Raw genomic sequence first — 23,826 nt, 5'->3', positions numbered from 1 at the left:
CTGTCTTCATAGGCCTCAGGCGATCAACAGATAGGCCGAGATGGTCAGGATCGAGAGGATGGTCGATATCAGCACGACGCGTCCGGTCAGGCTTGCCTCCCTGTTGTAGAATTCCGCCAGCATGAATGGACCGGTACCGGTCGGCAAGGTCGCGAGCAGAACCGCTACATGCACCGAGCCCGCAGGCAGGCCGAGCAGCGGCCCGGCAACCACCCAGGTGACGAGCGGATGGGCGATTAGTTTCAGGGCGACCAGAATGCCGGTGGTGGAAAGCCTGTTTGTTGCCGTCGCCGCCTGCGGACCGGCAAGGAAGAGACCGAGCGCGATCAGTGCGCAAGGCGAGGCCGCACCCGAAAGCAGCTTCATGAATGAATGGACCGGCTGCGGTAGCGCCCAGCCGGATAGCATGAAGATGGCGCCGAGCACGGGCGCGACAAGCAGCGGGTTCTTGCAGAGCGAGGCAAGCGTCTTGAACGCGATGTCGCGGCGGCGGGTCTCTGACTGAAGCCCGCCCTCGATTAGAATGATGGCGACGGCAAACAGGATGCAGACCGTGAGGATGGTTGCGATCAGCGTTGGTGCCATGCCGCTAGCGCCAACAAGCGACAGGACCAGCGGAAAGCCGACAAAACCTGTATTGGCGTAACTTGCATTCAGCGCATCGACCGCAGCATCTGCGAGATGCCGGCCCTTGGCCACTCGCCAGAACAGCGTACCGACAAAGATGACCGCACAGCCGGCGCTGAAAGCGAGGATGAAACCGGGTTGCCAGATCTGCTCGATCTTTGCATTTGCCATGATGTCGAACAACAATGCAGGAAGGGCAAGATAGACGACCAATCGGTTGACCTCGCGCGTCGCATTTGGCCCGAGTGCACCGCTTTTCCGGGCAATCCAGCCGGCAAGAATAAGTGCAAATATGGGTAGGACGATCAAAAGGTTGGTCAGCATGTCGGCAGGCTCGAATTTTCGCTGTCCCTTGCCTAGCGCTATTGATCGATATAATCCAATGTCATTAAAGTGCCGAATTGATACTCTGGAGGTATCAAATGGATACGCGCCATATGCGCTATTTCGTTGCACTGGCGGAGACCCTTCATTTCGGTCAGGCAGCAGCCCGTATGAACATGAGCCAGCCGCCTTTCAGCCGGCAGATTGCGGCGATTGAAAAGGCGCTCGGCGTCCGGCTGTTCGAACGTAATTCCCGCAATGTCGTGCTGACGACGGCGGGCAAGCATTTCCTCAATGATTGCCGATCAGTACTGGCCGGGTTCGAGGCGGCGTGCCGCGACGTACAGCTTGTCGCGAACGGTGCCAAGGGCGAGTTGAGACTGGGTTTCACCATGTATGCGGCGCAGGGCATCGTGCCGAAACTTGTGCGCCTGCTATCTGATGCTGCACCGGATGTGCGGCTCGTTCTCGAAGAAAGGTTGCCGAGCGATATTGATGAGCTTCTGTTGGAAGCGCGGCTGGATGCCGCAGTCACTCTTGGAAATCCGACGGCGCCGCATCTTCGGACCCGGCTCCTTGCGCGTGATCGGCTTCGCCTGATCGTCCACTCTGATCATCCGCTGGCCTCAGCTGAAAAGGTGGGGGCTCAGGCCTTGGCGTCGGAAAGGCTGATCGCCGCTCCAGCATCGGTGGTGCCGACATTGCGTTCGGCTATCGGGGCCTATTGCGCAGCAGACGGTATCGTTCCGCATTTCGCGCTGGAGCCACGCCTGCAGCACACGATCATAAGGCTGGTGGGGGAAGGCTTGGGCGTTGCTCTGATCCCGCAATCGCTCTGCAGCGATCTCGGCGAGACCATAGTCTCCCGCCCGCTGATCGATCCGCCTGAATTTGACGTCGTACTCTGCGCTCCCACGGCATCGAAAAACCCGGCCGTCGCAAGACTTTTCGAGCTTGTGAAGCAATTGTCCTTCTAAAGCGCCGGCCCCAGTTTGATCGCGCTACCATCGGAAAAGCGCGACAACCGGAACCGGCTCAGATCATGTCCAACGGCATGGCCCTTTATGAGATCGGCAACAACGCGGCCGATACCGGGCCCGATACCGAAGCCATGGCCGCTCATGCCGGTTGCGACGAACAGGCCGCCGATCGCCTCGACGCGATCGACCACCGGCACGACATCCGGCATCGCATCGATCATTCCCGCCCATCCGGTTTTCAGGCGCACCGGGCCAAGATCGGGGAAAAGCCGGGCGAACTCGCGTTGCACCGAACGCAACCCCTTTTGCGAGGGAGCGGGGTTGAGGATGCGCATCCGCTCGAACGGGCTGGTTTCGTCGGCCGTCCATGTTCTGCGCGTCGACCATGCATCGGGAAAGCCGGAGGGCGCTGCGGGCAAATAACGAAGGCCGAAAGGATTATCGAGGAGCGCCGGCAGGTATTTGATCGCGTGCCGGAAAGAGTCCGGCCCGACATAAAGCGCGCTGCCGCTGCCGGGAGCCAGTGTGTAGCCGCCATCCTGCCGACGACGGAAGGCGACGTGACTATCGACCCCAGCTCCCGCGTGAACCTCAGGCATCGGTTCGGTGGCTGCGACCGTGGAGCGAACGCTGAGCTGCGGGATGGACACGCCATGCAGACGCAACAGCAGCGACGACCATGCGCCGCCGGCGACCAATACGCTGGAGGTTTCGATCAATCCGGTCTCGGTCCACACGCCGCTGATCCGGCCAGCGGAAATGTCGAGGCTGCGGGCGGCGCAGTTTTCGACGATCGTGGCGCCCTTGCGTGCTGCGAGCCGCGCAAGGGCAGGCACGGCAAGCCAGGGTTCCGCCCGCATGTCCGAAGGGGTCGTCATCGCCCCATGGAACTTGCGCGCCATGCCGGGAATGAGCGCCGCCGTCTCGGCCGAACTCAACAGTCGCGTATCGACATCGTGCCGGGCGGCGATCGTCATGAAGTCGTCGAAATCGGCCATCTCCTTTGCCGAATTGGCGAGATAAGTGACGCCGGTCTGCGCGAGACCAATATCCTCGCCGCATTCCTCCGCAAGCTGCTTCCATAGCCGGCAGGCTTCTATGACGATCGGCAGCTCGTCCGCATCGCGCCCCTGCTGGCGGATCCAGCCCCAGTTCCGCGACGACTGTTCCGCCGCGATCCGCCCCTTTTCGACAAGCGTCACCGCGACGCCCTTTTCCGCCAGATAAAGCGCGGTGGTTACCCCGATCACGCCGCCGCCGATGATCACCACATCCGAACGTTTCGGGAGGGGGCCATGAAACTGGATCGGATCGCTTTCGGAAAAGGGGAAGTTGGGCACGGGATGCGGTCCTGACTGGCGGAGGTTGAGTGTGTCGACTCCTAGTCAGTCGGATTGGGGCGATCAAGACGGCACTTCTGCTGAATTTGACCACCAGTGGCGGCAATTCCGCACGGCGCGATCAAAAACGATCATCCGTCATACCGCAGAGCATGGCGGATAAACCCAAGGTTAGCATCGAGAGCCCCATGTATGATTGAGGTCCGGGCGAGCAGGTGAGAGCTTTCTTCACGAGCAGAACAGGAATTTTGCTCATTCAAACCTCTCCGGTCGGTCTTCTTCTTCCGCTCGACATGCGGATTGCAGTGAGCCTGCGGAGACAGACAGATTGAAGGAAACCACGATGAAAATTCTGGCCGACAAGATCCTTTCCCAATCCGCTTATTCCCACGATATCGACACTCCTCTCGATGAGGTCGATATCGCCGACTGGCTCTTCAATCTGCCGGAGGCTGAGTACCAGCGCTGCTGCCCGCCCGACCACATTGCTGCGGGAGCGACCTTCACCGATGACGGACGCCGCATGTCGATCAATGTCGAGATGATCGGCACTGGTCTGGTCGTCCAGCACTATGTCGCAGACGAGGCAACGCCCTCCTATTGCCGGATGAATTCGATTTCGGACGTCTTCACGCCATTGGGTGAGCGCACGCAGGTCAATGTCATCTGGGAACTGATCGCTGAAGCGATTGACGGCAACCGCACCCGCTACACCAACCGCGTCACCTGCCATCCGACTGATATGTTCATGGATTTCATTGCAAAGCACGGTCAGACATTCGAGCAGGCCGCAGCTGCGCGACAGGCGGCCGGCGGCGACCATAATCATCGCGAAACCCCATTGTTTGCCGAAAGCATCGCCCGCAAGGCGCGTGCGAGGGCGGCAATCAGGGCGGCAGCTGAGTGAAGTTGCCGTGCTCCCAATAAAAAATGCCGCCCTCGGGCGGCATTTTTTTGAAAGTCGAGATGTGATCAGTCGTCCTTCATCTTCAGCGCTGCGATAAACGCTTCCTGCGGGATATCGACCTTGCCGAATTGGCGCATCCGCTTCTTGCCTTCCTTCTGTTTGTCCAGAAGTTTACGCTTGCGGGTGGCGTCGCCACCGTAACACTTGGCCGTCACGTCCTTGCGCATCGCCGAGATCGTCTCGCGGGCAATCACGTTGCCGCCGATTGCTGCCTGGATCGGAATCTTGAACATGTGTCGCGGGATCAGATCCTTGAGCTTCTCGCACATGTCGCGGCCGCGCTTTTCCGCCGCCGAACGGTGAACGAGCATGGAAAGCGCATCGACTGGCTCGCCATTGACCATGATCGACATCTTCACGAGATTGCCTTCGCGATAGCCGTGCAGATGGTAATCGAACGAGGCATAACCCTTGGATATAGACTTCAAGCGGTCGTAGAAGTCGAACACCACTTCATTGAGCGGAAGCTCATAGCTCAGCATGGCGCGCTTGCCGACATAGGTCAGTTCAGTCTGGATGCCGCGGCGGTCCTGGCAGAGCTTCAGGATGCCACCTAGATAATCGTCCGGTGTCAGGATCGTTGCCTTGATCCACGGCTCCTCGATCGAAGCGATCTTGACCACATCCGGCATGTCGGCCGGATTGTGCAGCTCCTTCATCGAGCCATCCGTCATGTGAAGATGATAGACGACCGAAGGAGCGGTTGCGATCAGGTCGAGGTCGAACTCGCGCTCGAGGCGCTCCTGAATGATTTCCAGATGCAGCAGGCCGAGGAAGCCGCAGCGGAAACCGAAGCCGAGAGCGGCAGACGATTCCATTTCGAACGAGAAGGACGCATCGTTGAGGCGAAGCTTGCCCATCGCCGCGCGCAGGTCTTCGAAATCGGCGGCATCAACAGGGAAGAGACCGCAGAACACCACCGGCTGGGCCGGCTTGAAGCCCGGCAGGGCCTTCGCCGTCGGCTTCTTGTCTTCGGTAATAGTATCGCCGACGCGGGTATCGGCAACTTCCTTGATCGAGCCGGTGAAGAAACCGATTTCGCCCGGACCGAGTGAGTCGACGGCCAGCATCTTCGGCGTCAGCACGCCGACGCGTTCGACCTGGTATTTTGCGTCCGTGCCCATCATCCGGATGGTCTGGCCCTTGGAGAGTACGCCGTCGAGGATACGCACCAGAACCATGACGCCGAGATAGGTGTCATACCAGCTGTCGACCAGCAGGGCCTTCAGCGGGCCCTTGTCGCCGGCTTCGCTTTTCGGCGGCGGCAGCTGGTGGACGATGGCTTCGAGAACGTCGGGAATGCCGAGGCCGGTCTTGGCTGAGATCAGCACGGCTTGGGAGGCATCTATGCCGATAACTTCCTCGATCTGTTCCTTGATCCGATCCGGTTCGGCCGCGGGAAGGTCGATCTTGTTGAGGACGGTGACGATCTCGTGATTGTTGTCGATCGCTTGATAGACGTTGGCCAGCGTCTGCGCTTCGACGCCCTGGGAGGCGTCGACGACGAGCAGCGAACCTTCGCAGGCGCTGAGCGAACGCGAGACTTCATAGGCGAAGTCGACATGGCCGGGCGTGTCGATCAGATTGAGGATATAGGTCTCGCCATTGTTCGCCTTGTAATGCAGGCGGACGGTCTGGGCCTTGATGGTAATGCCGCGTTCGCGCTCGATATCCATCGAGTCGAGAACCTGTTCCGACATGTCGCGTTCGGCAAGGCCGCCGGTCGTCTGGATCAGACGGTCGGCCAGGGTCGACTTGCCGTGGTCGATATGGGCCACGATCGAGAAGTTGCGGATATGGTCAAGCGGCGTGCGGGAATTGGTGCTCATGGTTCGCGCATATATCAGTGACAATCCCCGCCGCAAAGGGGGAAGATAACCGTTTGTTGACTATCAGCCCTCCAGGGCCTGCGCCTTGGCTTCCGCCTGAGCCTCTGCAGCCCCCGGTTCCGTCATGGTCGCGGCGTTCGGCATCTGCGCGCTTCGCATCTCGTGGCTTTCGCGCTCGTCTTCCGGTGCCGGTCCGCGTTCCTTCAGGCGGAAGACGATATAGAGGCCATAGGCGGTCGCCACCAGAATGATCGCATAGATGAAGGTCTGCTGGCCAAGGACCGGCGCGAGGAAGGTGATGCAGAGCGGCACGATCGTTGCAGCCGTCGACCATGCGACGAGAAGGGTGGAGGACAAAGGCACGAAATCGCCCGGATCGGCGCGGTCATTCGCATGCGCATTGGCGACCGAATAGACGGTTTCCACTGCCCCACCGAAAACGAGGAAGACGATCATCAGAAGCACGAAAGTGGTAAACGACACCATCAGCGCCGCAAAACCCGCAACAACGATCAGCCCGCAGGTGAAGAGCAGCACGACGCGGCGATCGAGCCGGTCTGAAATGATGCCGAGAGGATATTGCACGAACAAAAGCCCGGTCTGCATCACCAGCATCAACAGCGCTACCTCGCCCTGTGTCACGCCGTTGAGCGTCGCGTAGATCGGGGTAAAGCCCTGCACGACCATCGATAGACCGCCCGAGGCAAGCACGCCGACAAGGCCGACCGGCGAGATCTTCCAAGCCATCCTGACATTGACGCTGACGCTGGCCGGTGCAGGCGGGTTCGGCAGGCGAGTAAGTCCGATCGGGAGGATGGAGAGCGCGGTGACGAAAACGACGATGAGCGGTGCAAGATTGCTGTCCGCCGGCACCTGCCCGAACAGCCATGCGCCGCCGCCGAGCGCAAGCACAAAGGCCATATAGAAGAAGGACATCGCCCTTCCGCGCCATTCGTTGGAGGCGGCGTGGTTGAGCCAGCTCTGGGCGATGATGAAATTGACGTTGGAAGCCGCGCCATAGATCGCGCGCGCGAGGATCCACCAGGCGGCCGGCAGGTCGGCTGCAACCAGAACCGCGCCGATAATGACCATCGACATCGAGCAGGCGAAGAGGCGGGCATGACCGACACGACGGATCAGTGGGCCGGCAAGCACGCAGCCGAGCAGGCCGCCAAAGGCAAGTGCAGGAACTGCAAGGCGCGCTGCCCATGTCTCTCCGCTCTGGGTCAGCACGAAGGGGACGTAAGTGGCCATGATGCCGCTGCCGATGGCGGCAATCGTCATCGATAGGATGATGCTCGCGATGGAGAGGGGCGAAACTCTGACCTGCGCCTGAGCCGTCATGTAAATTCTCCAAAAGCCGCTATGCTTTGCGCCATCTACCCGGCCTGCTTATCCTATCGCGCAGTGGTTTCGCTATCGTACAAACGCCACCGCGGCGAATTTTCCGACGGAACGTCAAAATCCTTGACTCCATGATGGGAGAGTGAAATTCTCTGATAATGGAAAATTCAGATAGTGAACTGGAAATCGCAATCGGCGAGCGGCTGAAAAGCCTGCGCGCCAGCTCAGGTCTGACGCTCGATCAACTGGCGGATCGCTCCGGTGTCAGCCGCGCGATGATCTCCCGTATCGAGCGCGCCGAGGCAAGCCCGACGGCGGCCCTTCTGGCGCGGCTGTGCGAGGGGCTTGGCTTGACGCTTTCGGCTTTCTTTGCACCGGAAGAACCGTCGTCTTCGCCCTTGTCGAGGCGAGCGGAACAGCGGCTGTGGCGAGACCCGACGACCGGATATCTGCGTCGCTCGGTTTCGCCGCCGGGCATGCCAAGCCCGGTCGATATCGTCGAGATCGAGTTTCCGGCTGGCGCTAGGGTCAGTTTTCCGCCGCGGGAGGAAAGCCGGGTCATGACCCAGCATGTCTGGCTGTTCGAAGGCATGCTCGAGATGGTGCTACCCGACGCCACCCATCGGCTGCAGCCGGGCGACTGCCTGTTTATGGATATTGGCGACGCCTTCGACTTCTACAATCCATCCGACAAGCCTGCCCGTTACGCGGTGATCCTGAACCGCGGACGCTAAATAACAAAGGGAACATCAATGACTGCCACGATCCGCATCTTCGATGCGACAAGCGCGCGTGCCGCCATTCCGGACCTCTGCGAGGTGCTAGCCGACTGCATCAATGGCGGCGCCTCGCTGGGTTTCATGCTGCCGTTTCAGCCGCAGGATGGAGAGGCCTATTGGAGTGATATCGCCACCGAGGTGGAAAAGGGCGGCATCATTCTCGGTGTGGCTGAAATCGACGGGCGGGTGATCGGCACGGTCCAGGTTGGGCTCGCTTCGAAACCCAACCAGCCGCATCGCGGTGATCTGATGAAGCTGCTCGTGCATCGCTCCAGCCGCGGACTTGGCCTGTCGCGCAGGCTGATGGCGGCGGTGGAAGAAGAGGCGGCCCGCCGCGGCCGCTCGCTTCTGGTTCTCGACACGGCGACCGGCAGCGAAGCGGAAAAAATCTATCCGCGCTTCGGCTGGCAGCGCGTCGGCGTCATTCCCGATTATGCGCTGTGGCCACAGGGTGGTTTTTGCGACACGACGATCTTCTACAAGCGGATCGGATGAAGGAAGGCCGGTGATCCCGGCCTTCCATTGTCTCAATTGCCGGCCTGCAGCGTCCTGCCGAAAGCCTCGACGATAAGCCGGCCAAGCTCCGCATGGATGTCTGCCCGCGGACGCTTTGTTTCCTCGCAGATCGGGTCGGTTTCGCCGACGGATTTGAGGAAATCCGAAGCGCCTGGCTTGCAGACAGGCAGGAAGCTGTAGTGATCGGCATCCGCCACCTGCAGGTACGACGCGCCGGGGATGTCCTTTGCCAGCTGGTCGGAAAGTACGGCCATCGGCACCTGGCCAGGGCTGCCGAGATTGATCAGCGTCACAGGCACGTCGATGCCTTCAAGGCTTGCCTTCTGGAAGGTGGTGGCAAGGCCGGGATCGACCGCGATGACGGAGGTGATCCTGGCATCACCGTTCTGTTGTTCGAAGCGTGCCCTGTCGATGTCGGCAAGCTTGAGCGGCGCAACCTCCACCTGCTCGCCGCCGGCATAACCGCGACCGCCGGCAAACCACGTGCAATCCATCATGCCGAGGTTTTCGTCGCAGTAGCGCGTGTAGGCGGAAAGATCGCCTTTGGCTCCGGCCAGTTCCATTGCCGTCGAGCCGCCGAGCGAGAAGCCCAGAATGCCGATGCGCTTCTGATCTATGGACGTCTGCCAGCGGGCATCTGTCGCCAGCGCGTCGATCAGAACCGAAATGTCCTGGGTGCGCTCCCAGATCTTCGGCGTGGCAGCCGGCGTGGAATCGCCGCTTGTCGTGCCGGGATGGTTCGGCCCGGCGACGATGTAACCGGCCTTGGCCAACTCAGTGGCGATCCAGCCCATGCCTTCGGCGCGTGAACCTGAGCCATGCGACAAAAGCACAAGCGGAAAACGGCCTTCGCGGATCGTCGCATTCACGGCGGCGGAACCGGTGTCGAAAATCCTGTCGTAATTCGGCTTGTCCACCTGTCCGTCGCCCTTTGATGGATACCAGACGGTGACCGCAAGCGGCCGCGGATAGTCCTGGATGACGACGCTGATCTTGCGAACGCCGACGGGTTCGGCGGCAATGGCAGCAGTTGCTGCCGTGCACAGGGAAAGGGCGATGAGGAGAGATTTCAGTCTCATTGGGTAACCTCGCTGGTTGAAGAACGGGGTTACGGATGCGCGATCATCGCCGGAGGTTCGACCTTGAACATGATCGAGGTCGTTTCACGGCATGTTTTGCGGCCCGCCGACAGGCGGGCCACAGAAACGTGCGGCATCAGGCCTTGGGATGCAGGTTGTGGTGATGCGGCTTCCGTTCGGTCAGGAAATAGACGAAGGCGACGACCGAAAGCGAAACGCCGATCGTCGAGGCGAGCAGCCAGCCGCCCTCGGCAAATGCCCAGGCGCCGATGGCCGAGCCGAGAGCGCCGCCGACGAAGAACGTCGCCATGAACAGGCCGTTAAGCCGCGAACGCAGGTCGGCCCCGAGCGTGTAGATCGCCCGCTGGCTGATGACGAGCGTCATGGCGACACCGAAATCGAGCAGGATCGCTGCTATCGCCAGAACGACGAGCGCTGCCGTGGTGCCATCAGAGAACAGATGAGTCATCACGAAGGCGATGCCCACCGAGATAATACCAAGCGCGGTCGCCGGGCGACTTAGATTTTTGTCGGCAAGGCGACCGGCGATCGGCGAGGCGATAGCGCCGGCAACGCCGACAAGTGCAAAGAGTGCGATGCCCGTCTGGCCGAGATTGAAGGCGGAACTGGCCAGAACCAGCGGCGTGACTGTCCAGAACAGGCTGAAGGCGGCAAACTGGCAGAACTGGTAGAAGGCGCGGCGGCGCAATATCGGCTGGGTGGCGTAAAGGGTGCCAAGTGAGGCAAGCAGGCCGCCATAGGAAAGCTGCGTGTGCGGCGTGCGCTTGGGCAGGCGGGCGGCCAGGATAAAGCCGAGCACGACCATGACGGCAGCCGAGGCGAAGAAGATCACATGCCAGTTGGTGAGACCGGTGACGAAGCTTGCGACCGGCCGCGCCATCATGATGCCGATCATCAAGCCGCTGACGACATTGCCGACCACGCGACCGCGATGTTCTTCCGGCGTCAGGCTTGCGGCAAAGGGAACGATCATCTGTACCGCAGAGGAAGTGAGCCCGATTGCGAGCGATGCGAGCAGGAAGGGGAGGGCGGCGCTCGAAAGGCCTGCGCCGACGAGCGAGATCGCGGTTGCTGCGATCATGATCATGATCAGTCGGCGGTTTTCGAGAAGATCGCCCAGCGGTACGATGAACAGCAGGCCGAGGCCGTAGCCGATCTGGGTCAGCGTCACGATCAGGCCGGTCAGATGCGGCGGTAGGCCGATAGCCGCGGCGATCGGGCCCGCAAGCGGCTGGGCGTAATAGAGATTGGCGACGATCAGGCCGCAGGCTGCGGCCATGACGAAGGTGAGGCCGGCGGTCATCCGGCCATGGTGTGCCGGCGTTTCAATCGCCGCGGACGTGCTGGTCATTGGGGTATCCTTGAACAGTCTCTTGTATTTTTCAGCCGAGCAGCTTCATCGCCACATCGACTACGGAAAAGGTTTGCTCGCGGCTGGGGCTGGTCTTGCCCAGAACGCGAAGCCCTTGAACGACGGACAGAAGCAGCCGCGCCGTGGCATTGGGTTCGATGGAGCGGTTGATGGAGCCATCCTCCTGGCCCCTTCGGATCAGCGCCTCGAACGTGGTCTCGAAACGATCCATCGAACGTTCGACACGGCGTGCCGCCTCGTCGTCGAAGATCGCCAGTTCGACGGCCGTCCCGACAGCCAGGCAGCCGCGTCGACCGCCGTCGCCGTGGGCGCCCTCGGCATAAAATGCGAGCATGCGGTAAACGCCGTCCCGCCCGCTGTCGGCTTTCTCCAGCTCCTCGTCGAGAAGCGCGTTGCGCACCTGCTTGTAGCGGTCGAAGCTGGCAAGGAAGATCGCATGCTTGTCCTTGAATGCCTTGTACAAACTTCCGGCCGTAAGCCCCATCGCATCGCGCAGGTCTGAGATGGATGTGCCGTGATAGCCCTGTTCGCTGAACACGGTGATCGCCTTGTCGAGCGCATCGTCGATATCGAATTCACGCGGCCGGCCGGCGCTGCGGCCGGGATTGGGGCTGATGTCGATGCTCATGGCAAAATCCAATTGGGAAATGATCGTTTCCAAATAGGTGCGAAGCACTTTCTCGTCAAGCGGCCTGATCATCATCGACGATAAAATATCGGAACGGTTTTGCATCTGAGGGGTTGGCTCATCGTCACCAACCCAAAAGCTGGAGGACAGACATGAGCAAAAGTGACGTAAAACAGGCCATCAAGCGTGCCAAACGGCAGGTCGAAAACACCAGTTCGGGCGGCCATCTTGGCGGCACCTATTACGGGCAGAGCCCGGACGGCAAGACGTCGTCGATGAACCACAATGTGGGCAGCAACCGCACCAATAGCGGCAGCTGACGTCACCGCAGCGCATGACAATGAAGGCCCCGCCGCGTGCGGGGCCTTTTCTTGAGCGAGGCATATTCCCGAAAATAATCGAACCTCCCTGTCGGCTATCTCATCACCTGCACGTCCTTGGTGTATCGTGGCGCATTCATGCGCCGGAGGACATCGACAGGAGGGCAGGATGAAAAGCAGCCATTATCGGTGGGTCATCGTGTTTGCCGGCGGCCTGATGGGCTGCGTGGCGGTGGGCGTGATGTTCTCGCTCGCAGTGTTCCTAGAGCCGATCGCCCGCCAGACCGGCTGGTCGCATGCGGCGATCTCCAGCGCCATGACAGTCAATTTCATCGTCATGGGACTGGGCAGTTTCATGTGGGGTGCGGCCAGCGACCGGTTCGGCGCGCGCATCGTCGTGCTGATCGGCTCGGTCCTTGCCGGACTGGCCCTGGTTCTCGCCAGCCGCGCGCAGAGCCTTTTCGCCTTCCAGATCCTCTATGGCTGTCTTGTCGGCCTGTCTGCCAGTGCCTTCATGGCGCCGATGATCTCGCTTACCATGCGCTGGTTCGATGACCACCGCAGTCTCGCCGTATCGCTTGTCTCCGCCGGCATGGGCATGGCGCCGATGACGATTTCGCCGCTCGCCCGGTTCCTGATCGACGAATTCGGCGACTGGCGCACGGCCATGCTGGTGATCGGCATCGGTGCCTGGATCATTCTCCTGCCGACCGTACTTCTGGTTCGCAACCCGCCGGATGAGGCGGCGGTTGAGGACGCGCCGCAGGCGGAAGGGGCGGGGCAGCCGATTGCAAAAGTCTTTCGCTCGCCGCAATTCCTGGTGCTGGCCTTCACCTTCTTCGCCTGCTGCACCGCCCATTCAGGGCCGATCTTCCACATGGTCAGTTATGCGATGTATTGCGGCGTGGCGCCGATGGCCGCCGTGTCTATCTATAGTGTCGAGGGGGCAGCAGGCCTGGGCGGGCGCATCGTCTACGGTCTTGCGGCAGACCGGTTCGGCGTCAAGCCGGTGCTGATAATCGGTCTTCTGATCCAGGCACTGGTGATTGCCGCCTATACGATGGCGACCGATCTCGCGCATTTCTACGCGCTGGCGATCATTTTCGGCGGCACCTATGGCGGCGTCATGCCGCTTTATGCCGTGCTGGCGCAGGATTATTTCGGCGCAAAAATTCTCGGTACGGTGCTGGGTGCTGCTTCGATGCTGTCAAGCATAGGCATGGCTTTCGGGCCTCTTGCCGGGGGCTGGGCCTTCGATGCCTTCAATAATTACAACTGGCTATTTTTCGGTTCCGCTCTTGTCGGGCTTGCCGCAGTACTTATCGCGCTTGCCTTTCCGCCCCTGCCGGGCCGCGAGGAGGAAAAGCTGCAGCCGGCGTGACACCAAAAGCAAAGGCCCGGAGTTTCCGGGCCCTTGGCAGTCTGATCAGTGGTCTTTCTTGCTGCCCGCCTTGCGCTTGGCTGGCGGAGCTTTCGCCTCGACCGCCTCCCGCTGCAGGCGGAGCAATCGCAACCTCTCGGTTTTCGCTTCCCTCGAAGACGCCTCGGCGGCAATGATTGCACGTGCTGCCTCGTTGGTCACGGCGGCCTTTTCCCGAGCTGAAAGCTTGGTCGTGGTCGACGTTTCTTCCTTGATAGCGGTCATGAAGTCATCCTTCCTGAAGTCTTGGGAAAATGGTGGAAGCGGGAATTAGCGCGTACGCGCAACCTTCTTGGGAGCAGGGAGCAATCCCTCGCGCTGCATCTTCTTGCGGGCCAGCTTGCGATAACGACGAACCGCCTCGGCCTTTTCGCGCACACGCTTTTCCGACGGCTTCTCGTACGAGCTGCGCGCCTTCATTTCGCGAAACACACCTTCGCGCTGCATCTTCTTCTTCAAGACGCGCAGAGCCTGATCGACGTTGTTATCTCTGACAAGAACCTGCAAATTATATCCCTTCCGATCTAAACAGTGCCGTACCCGATATTCTCGGCGGCCAAACAAAAAGGCCGGGCTTGCCCGACCTTTCCAGGACCATAGACCAAATCTCGCTGCCGGTACATCCGCGGTCAGGAGAGGCTGATGGCATCCATCGGCATTCACGTGTGTCTGAGCGCACAAAAACGCGCTTCATCGTGCATCCGATTGAGATTTCGATATGCATCATATGGGTTGCCGCGCGGAAAAATCAATGAAATCGAGGAATTAATTCCGCGGCCGAATTGGCGCTTGCAGCAAATGCAAAAGCCCGGAGGCATGCTCCGGGCTTTTGCATCCATGTCCTGGAAAGTTCAGAGAGCGCCGTTTCGCTGCTGCATCATCATGAACGTATCATAGCTGTATTCTGCCACCTGCGCCCAGAGATAGGAATCCTTCTTGAACGCCTGCTGGTGGTCATAGATCTTCTTGAAGGCAGGGCTTTTTGCAGAAAGGTCGGCATAGACTTCCATTGCCGCCTTGAAGCATGTTTCCATGATCTCCTTGCTGAACGGCTTCAAAACCGCGCCTTCGGCCACGAGCTTGCGCAACGCGACGGCGTTATGCGCGTCGTAATTGGCAAGCATGCTGGTATTGGCCGAAGCGCAGGCGGTCTTCAGGATGGCCTGGTAGCTCTTCGGCAGCGCGTTGAATTTCTCCAGGTTGAAGAAGGCATGCATCGCAGGTCCTCCCTCCCACCATGCCGGATAGTAGTAATATTTGGCGACCTTGACGAAGCCGAGCTTCTGGTCGTCATAGGGACCGACGAATTCGGTAGCGTCGATCGTGCCCTTTTCGAGCGCGGCATAAACGTCGCCGCCGGCAATCTGCTGCGGCGTCACGCCGACCTTCGTCATCACCTGGCCGGCAAGCCCGGCAATGCGCATCTTCAGGCCCTTGAGATCGTCGATGGTGACGATTTCCTTGCGGAACCAGCCGCCCATCTGCGTGCCGCTATTGCCGGCCGGAAGAGCATAGAGACCGTAGCCGGCGAGGAATTCGTTGATCAGGTCGTTGCCGCCATTGGCAAACCAGGCATTGGTCATGCGGGCGTTGAGGCCGAAGGGAATGGCGGTTCCAAGCGCAAAGGCCGGATCCTGGCCGATATAATAGTAGGAGCAGGTATGCGCCATCTCGACCGTGCCGTTGGCGACCGCATCGGCGGCCTGCAGGCCGGGCACCAGTTCGCCGGCTGCATAGGTCTGGATGTTGAAATTGCCGTCGGTTGCATCGCGAACGATCTGGGCAAGCTCGTTGCCGGCGCCGAAGATGATGTCGAGGCTCTTCGGGAAGGAGGACGTCATGCGCCAGGTGATCTTTGGCTGTTCCTGGGCAATTGCCGGTGCCGCCAGTGTCGTCGCCGCTGCCGCGCCGATGCCTGCCGCCGTTGCCTTCTTGAAGAAATGCCTGCGATCCATCGAATTCATCCTCCCGCGCCAGCGCGCGTCTGTGGTTGTAGGCCTCGTGTTAAGCGCATTGATTTGGCAAGAACAAGCCGAGCCGCGTCATAACCGATGATTTCTTGTTTTTCGTAAATGCGAAGAAGCCCGGACGTGCGCCGGGCTTCGAGTTTCGATCATGTCTGAGAACTTACAGCGTTCCCTTGCGCTGCTGTGTCATCATGAAGGCGTCATAGCTGTATTCGGCGATCTGGTTCCACAGATAACCATCCTTCTTGAAGGCCTGCTGGCTGTCATAGATCTTCTTGAAGGCGGCGTTCTTTGCGTTCAGGTCGGCATAGACTTCCTGTGCCGCCTTGTAGCTGGCTTCGAGGATTTCCTGGGTGAATGGCTTCAGCACGGCGCCTTCCGCGACCAGCTGGCGCAGCGCCTTTGCGTTATGCGCATCGTAGCGGGCCAGCATGTTCTGGTTGGCGTTGGCGCAGGCGTCTTTCAGGATGCGCTGATAGCTTTTCGGCAGGGCGTTGAACTTTTCCAGATTGAAGAAGGCGTGAACAGCCGGTCCTCCCTCCCACCATGCCGGATAGTAGTAATATTTGGCGACTTTGACGAAGCCGAGCTTCTGGTCGTCATAGGGACCGACGAATTCGGTAGCGTCGATCGTGCCCTTTTCGAGTGCGGCATAAACGTCGCCGCCGGCAATCTGCTGCGGGGTAACGCCGAGCTTCGACATCACCTGGCCGGCGAGACCGGCAATCCGCATCTTCAAACCGTTCAGGTCCGCAACCGTGTTGATTTCCTTGCGGTACCAGCCGCCCATCTGTGCGCCGGTATTGCCGGCCGGAAGAGCATAGAGACCGTAGCCGGCGAGGAATTCGTTAAGCAACTCGTTACCGCCGCCGATCGAGAACCACGAATTGGTCTGGCGGGCATTGAGACCGAAGGGCACGGCGGTACCGAGCGCGAAGGTCGGATCCTTGCCGATGTAATAGTAAGAGCAGGTATGCGCCATCTCGACGGTGCCGCTGGAAACCGCATCGGCCGCCTGCAGCCCAGGCACGATTTCACCGGCCGCAAAAGTGTTGATGGTGAAGTTGCCGTCCGAAGCTTCCTTTACGCTGGCGGCGATATCGGTGCTGGCAGCCCAGAGAATGTCTGTGTTCTTGGTAAAGGAAGACGTCATGCGCCAGGTGATTTTCGGGCTCTCCTGGGCAATGGCAGGAGCAGCGAGCGCGGTTGCGGCCACGGCACCAGCTCCGGCAGTGGCGGCTTGACGGAAGAAATGTCTGCGGTTCATGAAAAAGAAAGCCTCCCAAATGCTTTGGCGCGCCCTGATATCCATGCGTGCCAAGTCGCTCATAAGCCGTTTGTTTCATGCCCGGCAAGAAGTATTTTTCAAATATTACGCTGCACTGCAGCATTGCTTTTCATAAATTGCGAAAGGCGGCCGTTTTACCATCGCGAGCATGCTCATCGATTGAGCTGCAAGTCGGCTTGCATTTTTTCGGTCAAGAGCATAGTTTAGAATTATTCTAAGTGGAGTTTTCGATGTTTACCCGCATTCTGCCGTCCTCCCGCCGGTCATTTTCATCATTGTCTGAAGAAGAAATCCTCGCGCTGGCGATTGCCTCCGAAGAAGAGGATGCGAGTATCTATCTCGGCTATGCCGATGGCCTGAGGCAACAATATCCTGCCTCGGCCAAAGTGTTCGAAGACATGGCAGAGGTCGAGCAGACCCATAAGAACTCGCTGATCGAGATTTTTCGCACCCGTTTCGGCGAGCGCATTCCGCTCATCCGCCGCGAACACGTTCAGGGATTTTATGCACGCAAGCCTGATTGGCTGCGCAAGAACCTGCCGCTGGAGACTGCGCGGGCAGAGGCCGAAGCGATGGAGCAGCAGGCGGCTCGCTTCTATCGCGAGGCAGCCAAGCGTGTCTCCGATGCTTCGACTCGGCAACTACTTGGCGATCTGGCGCTGGCCGAGGAAGGCCACGAGGATATCGCCCGCATGCTGACGGAAAAGCATGTTTCTGAAGAGGCGAAAAGCGATGAGGACCAAAACGCTCGCCGCCAGTTCATCCTGACTTACGTCCAGCCTGGCCTTGCGGGCCTGATGGATGGATCGGTCTCGACGCTCGCGCCGATCTTTGCCGCAGCCTTTGCTACCGGCGATACCTGGTCAACCTTCCTGATCGGCCTCTCGGCCTCTGTCGGCGCCGGCATCTCGATGGGCTTTACCGAGGCCGCGCATGACGACGGCAAGATTTCCGGTCGCGGATCGCCCGTCAAGCGCGGTCTGGCTTCCGGCATCATGACGGCGCTCGGCGGTCTTGGCCATGCGCTGCCCTATCTGATCCCGCATTTCTGGACTGCAACCATCGTTGCCGCCATCGTAGTTTTCTTTGAACTTTGGGCGATCGCCTTCATCCAGAACCGCTACATGGAGACGCCGTTCATGCGCGCCGTCTTCCAGGTCGTGTTCGGTGGTTCTCTGGTTCTGGCTGCCGGTATCTTCATCGGCAATGCCGGATAGGTCGGTTCAGGCAGCTTCCGCTGCCTCTTCCGTCGTCGGCACGGTCAGCGTGAACACCGCGCCTCTGTCATTGTGGATTTCGGATTGCCCGCTCAGCTGGCGCACGAAGCTTGAAATCAGCTTCGTGCCCATGCCGGTCGTGCGGGCATCCTCCGCGATCCCCGGCCCGTCGTCACGAATGACAAGCTTCAGCATGCCCGCCTCCTGAAACAGGCGTACGCTGAGCTTGCCTTCACTGCGACCGGCAAAGGCATATTTGAAGGCGTTGGAAACCACCTCGTTGATGATCATGCCGAGCGGCAGGGCAAGGTCCCGGTCGAGCGCGATCGGCGCAAGATCGAGATCGAGTTTCACTGGCATGTCATAGCCCGACGCGATGTCTGAAATCAGCCGCGTCGCATAGGGCGCGACTTCAATCTCTTCGAACTGGTCGGTGTTGTAGATCTGCTCATGCACGGCGATCATCGCACTAATCCGCCGCGCCATGTCGTCCCGCACTTCCTGCGGCAGCCGCTGCAGCCGCACAAGTGCCAGCACGGCCTGTAGATTGTTCTTCACTCGGTGATGGATTTCGCGCAGCAGGAAACGATTGCGCTCGGCCGCCTGCTCCAGCTGTTCATTGCGTGCAGCCGTGCGGTAGAGCAGTGCATAGATCCAGAAAGAGGCGCCCACCAGGATCGCCATCATGGGCACGACAAACAGCGCATCACCGAACAGATTGCGCCAGAACTGATCGAGCACTTCCTGCCGTTCGATCGCCGCAAGCGCGATCAACGGCCAGTCCTGCACCTTCCAGAAGGCGACGATCCGCGCAAAGCCGTCGATCTGCGACACCGGATTGTGGTGGAAGCCGCTCGCCTTCTCGCGGGTCAGTGGATACCATTCGGTCGTGCTCAGGTTGATCGGCTTGAGGGCCAAGGGGCGTCGTGCGACCAGCCAGCCATCGTCACGAATGACCGAGATCGTTGAGTTTGGTCCAAGATTCATAGACGACCAGAACCGGTCGAGATTGTCGTTCGGGATGGTGATCGAGGCAACGCCGAGGAAATCGCTGCCGCTGCCGATCCGCCTGGCAATGATGAAGGCCGGCTTTCCCGCCTGTTCGTTATCGAGTAGTCGGCTGAATGTGAGCGCTTCGCCTTCCTTCAGGCGTTTGAAATAGGCGCGCTCGGCGTGGTTCGGCAGCGTATTGTCCGGCGCGCTGGAAAAACGGGTCTGGCCGTCCTGATCGAGAATGGCATATTCGAAGCCGACCGGCAGCTCGCCCACGGCCCGTTCCAGATCGAGGATCAGCTCAGTGGAACTGTCGATCGGGCGCCCGCTGATCGCCGCCTCGATGCGGCGAAGCGCAAGATCGCTGGCCTCCATCATCCATTCCATATGGGCGGCAACCACATGCGCGGATGAAACTGCGCGCGCTTCGCCTTCGCGAAGGGCATTGTTGTAATTCTCGTAAACGGTAAGAGCGCCGAAACCCAAAACGACGGCTGTCAGGACACCGGCAAGCCAGAGCGGCAGGGTGGGTCGGGCGGAACCATGGGGGCGCATCAAGCCTGTCAACCGTTCGTTACGCACCACAGGCCTCCATCGCAGAAAAATCCGCTCTGCCGGACGGGCGGCGGCGCGACCTTCTGATTCCCGAAAGAGTAGAGAGAACAACCCGCCGCTGCAAGCAGGGCGGGTTATATGCTTAATGACTTATGTCTGAGATTCTTGTTACCGCAAAGCACCGACAAGCAGGTCGCGACCGTTTTCGATCGTCACCCAGCGCCCGGTATTGAACGTCGCTTGGCGCTTGAGGAACGTGTAGGGCGTCTGGTTCCAGGCAAGAACATCGTTGTCGAGATTGTCGAGGATGAAATCGCCATCGGTGGTGCGCAGGGTCAACACGGCATGGCCTTCGCCATCAGGCTTGCGCACGACAGTGATCAGGAGATCGGAAAGTGCGAAACCGAGCTGGGCCAGTTCCTTGCGCTTCTGCAGGGCATAGTCCTCACAATCTGCAAAGACGGTCGGATAGGTCCAATATTCCTCGACGCCATAGGCTTCGAGATCGGTACGGGCAATATAGCGGGTGTTGATTGCGCGGTTGACGTCGCGAACGACGTTCCAGGCATGGCCGTCCATGCGTGCGGCAGGCGCTGACCGGCTTTTGACATTGCACTCTGCCGGCAGGCGCTGACAGAATTCGTAATGTCCGATCGGCTGCGACGTCACAGCACCCGTAACCATAGCCATCGGGGCTTGTGGTGCTGGTATTGCAGCGCCGGCAGAAGCAAGCACGCAAGCGAGGATCACGGCTACATGCCGCACCTTCGGGGCTAAATTCATTGACCCGTCCCTTAAATTCCTAACAAAAAGTTAAGAGGTCTTAAGGGTCAGAGTCAATTGTTCAGCTTTTGTTAAGGTGAAGCTCTTTACGAATATGGTTAAGACTGCGGCTTTTCCGTCTCAGCCCAATTTTTCATCATCGATTATTAGGGCGGTCACCGCCGCTTCCATTTTTTGCAAATCCTGCGGCCGTGACAGGCGATGATCGCCGTCTCGGATCAACGTCAGAGTGACATCGTCGGCGGGCAGGAATTCCATCAGTTTCAGTGCATGCTGATAGGGCACGTCCGGGTCCGCCATCCCCTGCAGGATATGTACCGGGCCGCCGGTTTCGATAATGCCGGAGAGCACGCGGTTCTTTTGCCCGTCCTCCATCAGGGCGCGGGTGTAGATGTTCGGTTCCGGGCTGTATTGCGAATGTTCCTCGAAATAGCCTCGCTCTGCCAGAGACTGTCGCTCCTTGTCCGTCAGTTCGGGCTCGATCAGCTCACTGGTGAAATCCGGCGCCGGCGCGATCAGCACCGTTCCGTCGATCTTCGGGCCCTCTGCACGCTTTCTCAGTTCCTGGATCAGTCGCAGCGCAATCCATCCGCCCATCGAAGAACCGACAAGGATGACGCTCTTTGGTGCGGCTGCATCGATCACCGCGATCGTTTCTTCCAGCCAGCGTGAGATCGTCCCGTCGCGGAACTCGCCACCTGATGCGCCGTGGCCGGAATAGTCGAAACGGATGCAGGCCGCGCCAAGTCTCTCGGCCAGCGCATCGAGCACGACAGCCTTGGTGCCCGTCATATCGGAGCGATAGCCGCCCAGCCAGACAAGCGCAGGTTTCTCGGTTGTCGCCGTGGCGGCGCGGTAGATGATCGCGATCTTGCGGGCATCCGATCCCGTTCCGACAGTAGTGGTGGCAGTTCCGGTGGCGGTGATCTTGCTCATAGTCTTACTCCTGCGAATGACGGGAGCTATAAATCAGAACTAAAGCGGTTGTCAGGAGGTGATTTTTTCGCGCCGTCATGCTATTGACATCCACTCGGTAATCACGACATTCCGCTCGGCTCCCGGCCGCGCGCGAATTTCGTCGTTGCCTGTGCCCGAAAACGATCTAGGAGAATACGACCATTCGCAGACCATTCAAAGCCGATGCCCCCGTCAAGGAAGGCCCGCGCTCCAATCGGGAAATTCGCGTTCCCAAGGTCCAGCTTATCGATGCCGAAGGCGTGAATCTCGGTGCAGTACCCACCGACCAGGCCCTCAAGATGGCCGAGGAAGCAGGACTGGACCTCGTAGAAATCTCGCCGAACAATGATCCGCCGGTGTGCAAGATCCTCGACCTCGGCAAGCTGAAATACGCGAACCAGAAGAAGGCGGCCGAAGCGCGCAAGAAGCAGAAGATCGTCGAAGTCAAGGAAATCAAGATGCGCCCCAACATCGACACGCATGACTATGACGTGAAGATGAAGGCGATGAACCGCTTCTTTGAAGAAGGCGACAAGGTAAAGGTGACGCTGAAGTTCCGTGGCCGCGAAATGGCTCACCAGGAACTCGGCATGAAGCTTCTGCTGCAGGTCAAGGAAGATACGCTGGAGATCGCCAAGGTTGAGGCTGAGCCCAAGCTTGAAGGTCGTCAGATGATGATGGTACTGGCGCCGAAATAAGCGCCGTGCCGACCCGCCTCGAGGAAGCCGCAAGGTGGCGGGAATGCCGGTCTCTGGCCGGTCGCACTGGAGGATTTCCCCCATTGCGCTTTTGACCGACTGCGGTTATAAGCGCGCGTCCGAACGGTCCGGCAGGGCATGCCGTGGCCGTTCTAAATGCTTGAAGCAGACCTCTTCAGTCGGCTTCGATACAAGAATGGAGTAGCAAAATGCCCAAGATGAAGACGAAATCGTCTGCCAAGAAGCGGTTCAAAGTCACCGCAACTGGCAAGGTCGTTGCAGCTGCCGCCGGCAAGCGCCACGGCATGATCAAGCGTTCCAACAAGTTCATCCGCGACGCACGCGGCACGATGGTCCTCGCTGAGCCTGATGGCAAGAAGGTCATCAAGAACTACCTGCCCAACGGTCTCTGAGACTTTCAGGCTATTTGGAAACGTTTAAGGAGATCATGACATGGCACGCGTAAAACGTGGCGTAACTTCCCGCGCCAAGCACACCAAGACCCTCAAGGCAGCCAAGGGCTTCTACGGCCGCCGCAAGAATACCATTCGCGCCGCAAAGGCTGCTGTTGACCGTTCGCGTCAGTTTGCAACCCGCGACCGTCGCGTCAAGAAGCGCAACTTCCGCGCTCTGTGGATCCAGCGCATCAACGCTGCTGTTCGCGAATCCGGCCTGACCTACGGCCGCTTCATCGACGGCCTGAACAAGGCTGGCATCGAAGTCGACCGCAAGGTTCTGTCCGACATGGCTATCCATGAGCCGGCAGCATTCGGCGCACTGGTTGAAGCTTCCAAGAAGGCTCTGGCCTATCTGAAGAACACCGGCAACGCCAACGAGTTCGAAGCCGCGGTCAAGTAAGCCCGCGTTCGTCTCTACTTTTGTAAAAGACCCGCGCGGCTCTGCTGGCGCGGGTCTTTTGTTTTCTGCCGTTTCATATTTCGATGAGACGGACCAATCACGGTATTCAGGAGCGCTGCGGTGCCAAATGATGTCGTTGACATAAAGAACGGACCGTCGCTGCCGTCGGAAGACGCGGCAACCTTGCTTGCTGCACTGGTTTCCGATGCAAGGCGGGTACAGGCGGTGACGCTCAGTTGTGGCACGGTCTGGATCAAGCGGCACGGCGACAAGGGCAGGCGCGCTATCGTTGCGGTTCAAAATGCTGTTGCGCGCGTGTTTCGGCTTCCCTTCATGCGACCGTCCCCTGCCGAGACGGCTGAAGGAATGGTGCAACGCGACCTGCGCAGAATTGCGAAGTACTCGCACGCCGGCGTGCCGACTGCTGCCGTCATTTATTCTTCCGGCAGCGCCATCGTTCTGAGCGATATTGCTCCGACGGTGCAGCAACGGTTGAAGTTTCTGCGGAATGACGATCCGGCGGCACATGACGAACTTCTCGTCTTCTGTGCCAGTGAACTTGGAAGGCTGCACGGCGTCGGGCTCTGTCACGGGCGGCCCTATCCGCGGGATATGTTCATCAGGGATGAGCGCCTCGGTTTCATCGATTTCGAGGAAGAGCCGGAGGCCGTCATGCCGATGGAAACGGCACAGGCGCGCGATCTCTGGCTGCTATTCCTGCAGCTGAGCATAAGGGCTGCCGATCGACGGAAAACGCAGGATCGCGCCTATGCGGCATGGGCTGTGGCTGCTCCGAAGGCGGCAATCGCCGAACTGCGCGAAATCACCCGTTCCATGGGCCGCTTTTTATGGCTTGCCCGGTTGATTGGCCGATTTCACATGGGTAGAGATTTGCGGCAATTCATCCTGGCTACCACCTATCTGACAACGATGTTCAACGGCTGAATTTGCCGCAAAGCAGGAA

25 protein-coding genes are annotated in these 23,826 nt (G+C 59.6%); 11 read left to right on the top strand and 14 right to left on the bottom strand.

The window, feature by feature from the left end; genetic code table 11:
- Window positions 1-15 precede the first annotated feature (15 nt).
- Window positions 16-951 carry an AEC family transporter gene (locus GGE33_RS13405; protein WP_183823733.1) on the bottom strand — a complete coding sequence of 312 codons (936 nt, stop codon included), beginning with the start codon at window positions 949-951 and terminating at the stop codon, window positions 16-18.
- A gap of 98 nt (window positions 952-1,049) precedes the next feature.
- Here GGE33_RS13405 and GGE33_RS13400 point away from each other — a divergent pair, with 98 nt between their 5' ends.
- Window positions 1,050-1,928, top strand: a complete 879-nt coding sequence (locus GGE33_RS13400; protein ID WP_183823731.1) for a LysR family transcriptional regulator — start codon at window positions 1,050-1,052, stop codon at window positions 1,926-1,928.
- On the opposite strand, the gene GGE33_RS13395 is transcribed toward GGE33_RS13400, so the two are convergent.
- Window positions 1,925-3,271 (bottom strand): FAD-dependent oxidoreductase, encoded by a 1,347-nt coding sequence (locus tag GGE33_RS13395; RefSeq protein WP_183823729.1) that lies wholly within the window; start codon window positions 3,269-3,271, stop codon window positions 1,925-1,927. The genes GGE33_RS13400 and GGE33_RS13395 overlap by 4 nt on opposite strands.
- Window positions 3,272-3,614: 343 nt before the next feature.
- Here GGE33_RS13395 and GGE33_RS13390 point away from each other — a divergent pair, with 343 nt between their 5' ends.
- The gene (locus tag GGE33_RS13390; protein WP_183823727.1) at window positions 3,615-4,178 is read left to right on the top strand and encodes a hypothetical protein; all 564 of its coding nucleotides are present in this window, start codon (window positions 3,615-3,617) and stop codon (window positions 4,176-4,178) included.
- A 65-nt stretch (window positions 4,179-4,243) separates the two neighbouring features.
- On the opposite strand, the gene lepA is transcribed toward GGE33_RS13390, so the two are convergent.
- Both lepA and GGE33_RS13380 read right to left on the bottom strand, forming a co-directional pair.
- Complete coding sequence (gene lepA / locus GGE33_RS13385; protein ID WP_183823725.1) at window positions 4,244-6,067, bottom strand: translation elongation factor 4; 1,824 nt, start codon at window positions 6,065-6,067, stop codon at window positions 4,244-4,246.
- A gap of 63 nt (window positions 6,068-6,130) precedes the next feature.
- Entirely contained in the window at window positions 6,131-7,411 is a 1,281-nt protein-coding gene (locus GGE33_RS13380) for an MFS transporter (RefSeq protein ID WP_148146093.1), read from the bottom strand.
- A gap of 155 nt (window positions 7,412-7,566) precedes the next feature.
- Between GGE33_RS13380 and GGE33_RS13375 the strand changes: the two genes are divergently transcribed.
- Both GGE33_RS13375 and GGE33_RS13370 read left to right on the top strand, forming a co-directional pair.
- The gene (locus tag GGE33_RS13375; RefSeq protein WP_183824138.1) at window positions 7,567-8,145 is read left to right on the top strand and encodes a helix-turn-helix domain-containing protein; all 579 of its coding nucleotides are present in this window, start codon (window positions 7,567-7,569) and stop codon (window positions 8,143-8,145) included.
- An 18-nt stretch (window positions 8,146-8,163) separates the two neighbouring features.
- Window positions 8,164-8,685, top strand: coding sequence for a GNAT family N-acetyltransferase (locus GGE33_RS13370; protein WP_183823723.1), 522 nt, complete (start codon window positions 8,164-8,166; stop codon window positions 8,683-8,685).
- Between the two features lie 32 nt (window positions 8,686-8,717).
- Here the strand turns inward: GGE33_RS13370 and GGE33_RS13365 are convergent, their stop codons facing one another.
- The 3 genes from GGE33_RS13365 to GGE33_RS13355 form a co-directional block, all read right to left on the bottom strand.
- The gene (locus tag GGE33_RS13365) at window positions 8,718-9,785 is read right to left on the bottom strand and encodes an alpha/beta hydrolase family protein (protein ID WP_183823721.1); all 1,068 of its coding nucleotides are present in this window, start codon (window positions 9,783-9,785) and stop codon (window positions 8,718-8,720) included.
- A 136-nt stretch (window positions 9,786-9,921) separates the two neighbouring features.
- A complete protein-coding gene (locus GGE33_RS13360) occupies window positions 9,922-11,157 on the bottom strand; it encodes an MFS transporter (RefSeq protein ID WP_183823719.1) in 1,236 nt (411 codons plus the stop codon).
- 31 nt (window positions 11,158-11,188) lie between these two features.
- The gene (locus GGE33_RS13355; RefSeq protein WP_183823717.1) at window positions 11,189-11,806 is read right to left on the bottom strand and encodes a TetR/AcrR family transcriptional regulator; all 618 of its coding nucleotides are present in this window, start codon (window positions 11,804-11,806) and stop codon (window positions 11,189-11,191) included.
- 152 nt (window positions 11,807-11,958) lie between these two features.
- Between GGE33_RS13355 and GGE33_RS13350 the strand changes: the two genes are divergently transcribed.
- Both GGE33_RS13350 and GGE33_RS13345 read left to right on the top strand, forming a co-directional pair.
- Window positions 11,959-12,126 (top strand): hypothetical protein, encoded by a 168-nt coding sequence (locus GGE33_RS13350; protein ID WP_183684920.1) that lies wholly within the window; start codon window positions 11,959-11,961, stop codon window positions 12,124-12,126.
- A 169-nt stretch (window positions 12,127-12,295) separates the two neighbouring features.
- Window positions 12,296-13,507 (top strand): MFS transporter, encoded by a 1,212-nt coding sequence (locus tag GGE33_RS13345; protein WP_183823715.1) that lies wholly within the window; start codon window positions 12,296-12,298, stop codon window positions 13,505-13,507.
- A 45-nt stretch (window positions 13,508-13,552) separates the two neighbouring features.
- On the opposite strand, the gene GGE33_RS13340 is transcribed toward GGE33_RS13345, so the two are convergent.
- From GGE33_RS13340 to GGE33_RS13325, 4 genes are all read right to left on the bottom strand, one after another.
- Entirely contained in the window at window positions 13,553-13,771 is a 219-nt protein-coding gene (locus GGE33_RS13340) for a hypothetical protein (protein ID WP_148146086.1), read from the bottom strand.
- A 45-nt stretch (window positions 13,772-13,816) separates the two neighbouring features.
- Window positions 13,817-14,053 (bottom strand): 30S ribosomal protein S21, encoded by a 237-nt coding sequence (gene rpsU / locus GGE33_RS13335; protein WP_148146085.1) that lies wholly within the window; start codon window positions 14,051-14,053, stop codon window positions 13,817-13,819.
- 344 nt (window positions 14,054-14,397) lie between these two features.
- Window positions 14,398-15,501 (bottom strand): TRAP transporter substrate-binding protein, encoded by a 1,104-nt coding sequence (locus tag GGE33_RS13330; RefSeq protein WP_183823713.1) that lies wholly within the window; start codon window positions 15,499-15,501, stop codon window positions 14,398-14,400.
- Between the two features lie 172 nt (window positions 15,502-15,673).
- A complete protein-coding gene (locus GGE33_RS13325; RefSeq protein WP_148146083.1) occupies window positions 15,674-16,780 on the bottom strand; it encodes a TRAP transporter substrate-binding protein in 1,107 nt (368 codons plus the stop codon).
- Window positions 16,781-17,031: 251 nt separating this feature from the next.
- Here GGE33_RS13325 and mbfA point away from each other — a divergent pair, with 251 nt between their 5' ends.
- A complete protein-coding gene (gene mbfA / locus GGE33_RS13320; protein ID WP_183823711.1) occupies window positions 17,032-18,018 on the top strand; it encodes an iron exporter MbfA in 987 nt (328 codons plus the stop codon).
- A gap of 6 nt (window positions 18,019-18,024) precedes the next feature.
- Here mbfA and GGE33_RS13315 read toward each other — a convergent pair whose 3' ends face one another.
- From GGE33_RS13315 to GGE33_RS13305, 3 genes are all read right to left on the bottom strand, one after another.
- Complete coding sequence (locus GGE33_RS13315; protein ID WP_183823710.1) at window positions 18,025-19,593, bottom strand: histidine kinase dimerization/phosphoacceptor domain -containing protein; 1,569 nt, start codon at window positions 19,591-19,593, stop codon at window positions 18,025-18,027.
- A 141-nt stretch (window positions 19,594-19,734) separates the two neighbouring features.
- Window positions 19,735-20,349, bottom strand: coding sequence for a transglutaminase-like cysteine peptidase (locus tag GGE33_RS13310; RefSeq protein WP_183823709.1), 615 nt, complete (start codon window positions 20,347-20,349; stop codon window positions 19,735-19,737).
- A gap of 120 nt (window positions 20,350-20,469) precedes the next feature.
- The gene (locus GGE33_RS13305) at window positions 20,470-21,285 is read right to left on the bottom strand and encodes an alpha/beta hydrolase (protein ID WP_183823708.1); all 816 of its coding nucleotides are present in this window, start codon (window positions 21,283-21,285) and stop codon (window positions 20,470-20,472) included.
- 182 nt (window positions 21,286-21,467) lie between these two features.
- Here GGE33_RS13305 and infC point away from each other — a divergent pair, with 182 nt between their 5' ends.
- The 4 genes from infC to GGE33_RS13285 all read left to right on the top strand — a co-directional run bounded on the left by infC (window position 21,468) and on the right by GGE33_RS13285 (window position 23,807).
- The gene (infC, locus tag GGE33_RS13300; RefSeq protein ID WP_148146078.1) at window positions 21,468-22,004 is read left to right on the top strand and encodes a translation initiation factor IF-3; all 537 of its coding nucleotides are present in this window, start codon (window positions 21,468-21,470) and stop codon (window positions 22,002-22,004) included.
- Window positions 22,005-22,213: 209 nt separating this feature from the next.
- The gene (gene rpmI / locus GGE33_RS13295) at window positions 22,214-22,417 is read left to right on the top strand and encodes a 50S ribosomal protein L35 (protein WP_112454548.1); all 204 of its coding nucleotides are present in this window, start codon (window positions 22,214-22,216) and stop codon (window positions 22,415-22,417) included.
- A gap of 40 nt (window positions 22,418-22,457) precedes the next feature.
- Window positions 22,458-22,862 carry a 50S ribosomal protein L20 gene (rplT, locus tag GGE33_RS13290; RefSeq protein WP_148146077.1) on the top strand — a complete coding sequence of 135 codons (405 nt, stop codon included), beginning with the start codon at window positions 22,458-22,460 and terminating at the stop codon, window positions 22,860-22,862.
- Between the two features lie 120 nt (window positions 22,863-22,982).
- Complete coding sequence (locus GGE33_RS13285) at window positions 22,983-23,807, top strand: BUD32 family EKC/KEOPS complex subunit (RefSeq protein ID WP_183823706.1); 825 nt, start codon at window positions 22,983-22,985, stop codon at window positions 23,805-23,807.
- Window positions 23,808-23,826 lie beyond the last annotated feature (19 nt).

Source organism: Aliirhizobium cellulosilyticum, from assembly GCF_014198105.1.
Taxonomy (GTDB): Bacteria; Pseudomonadota; Alphaproteobacteria; order Rhizobiales; family Rhizobiaceae; genus Neorhizobium; species Neorhizobium cellulosilyticum.
The sequence above is the reverse complement of the archived record's forward strand: the minus strand, read 5'-3'. Positions and strand labels throughout refer to the sequence as shown.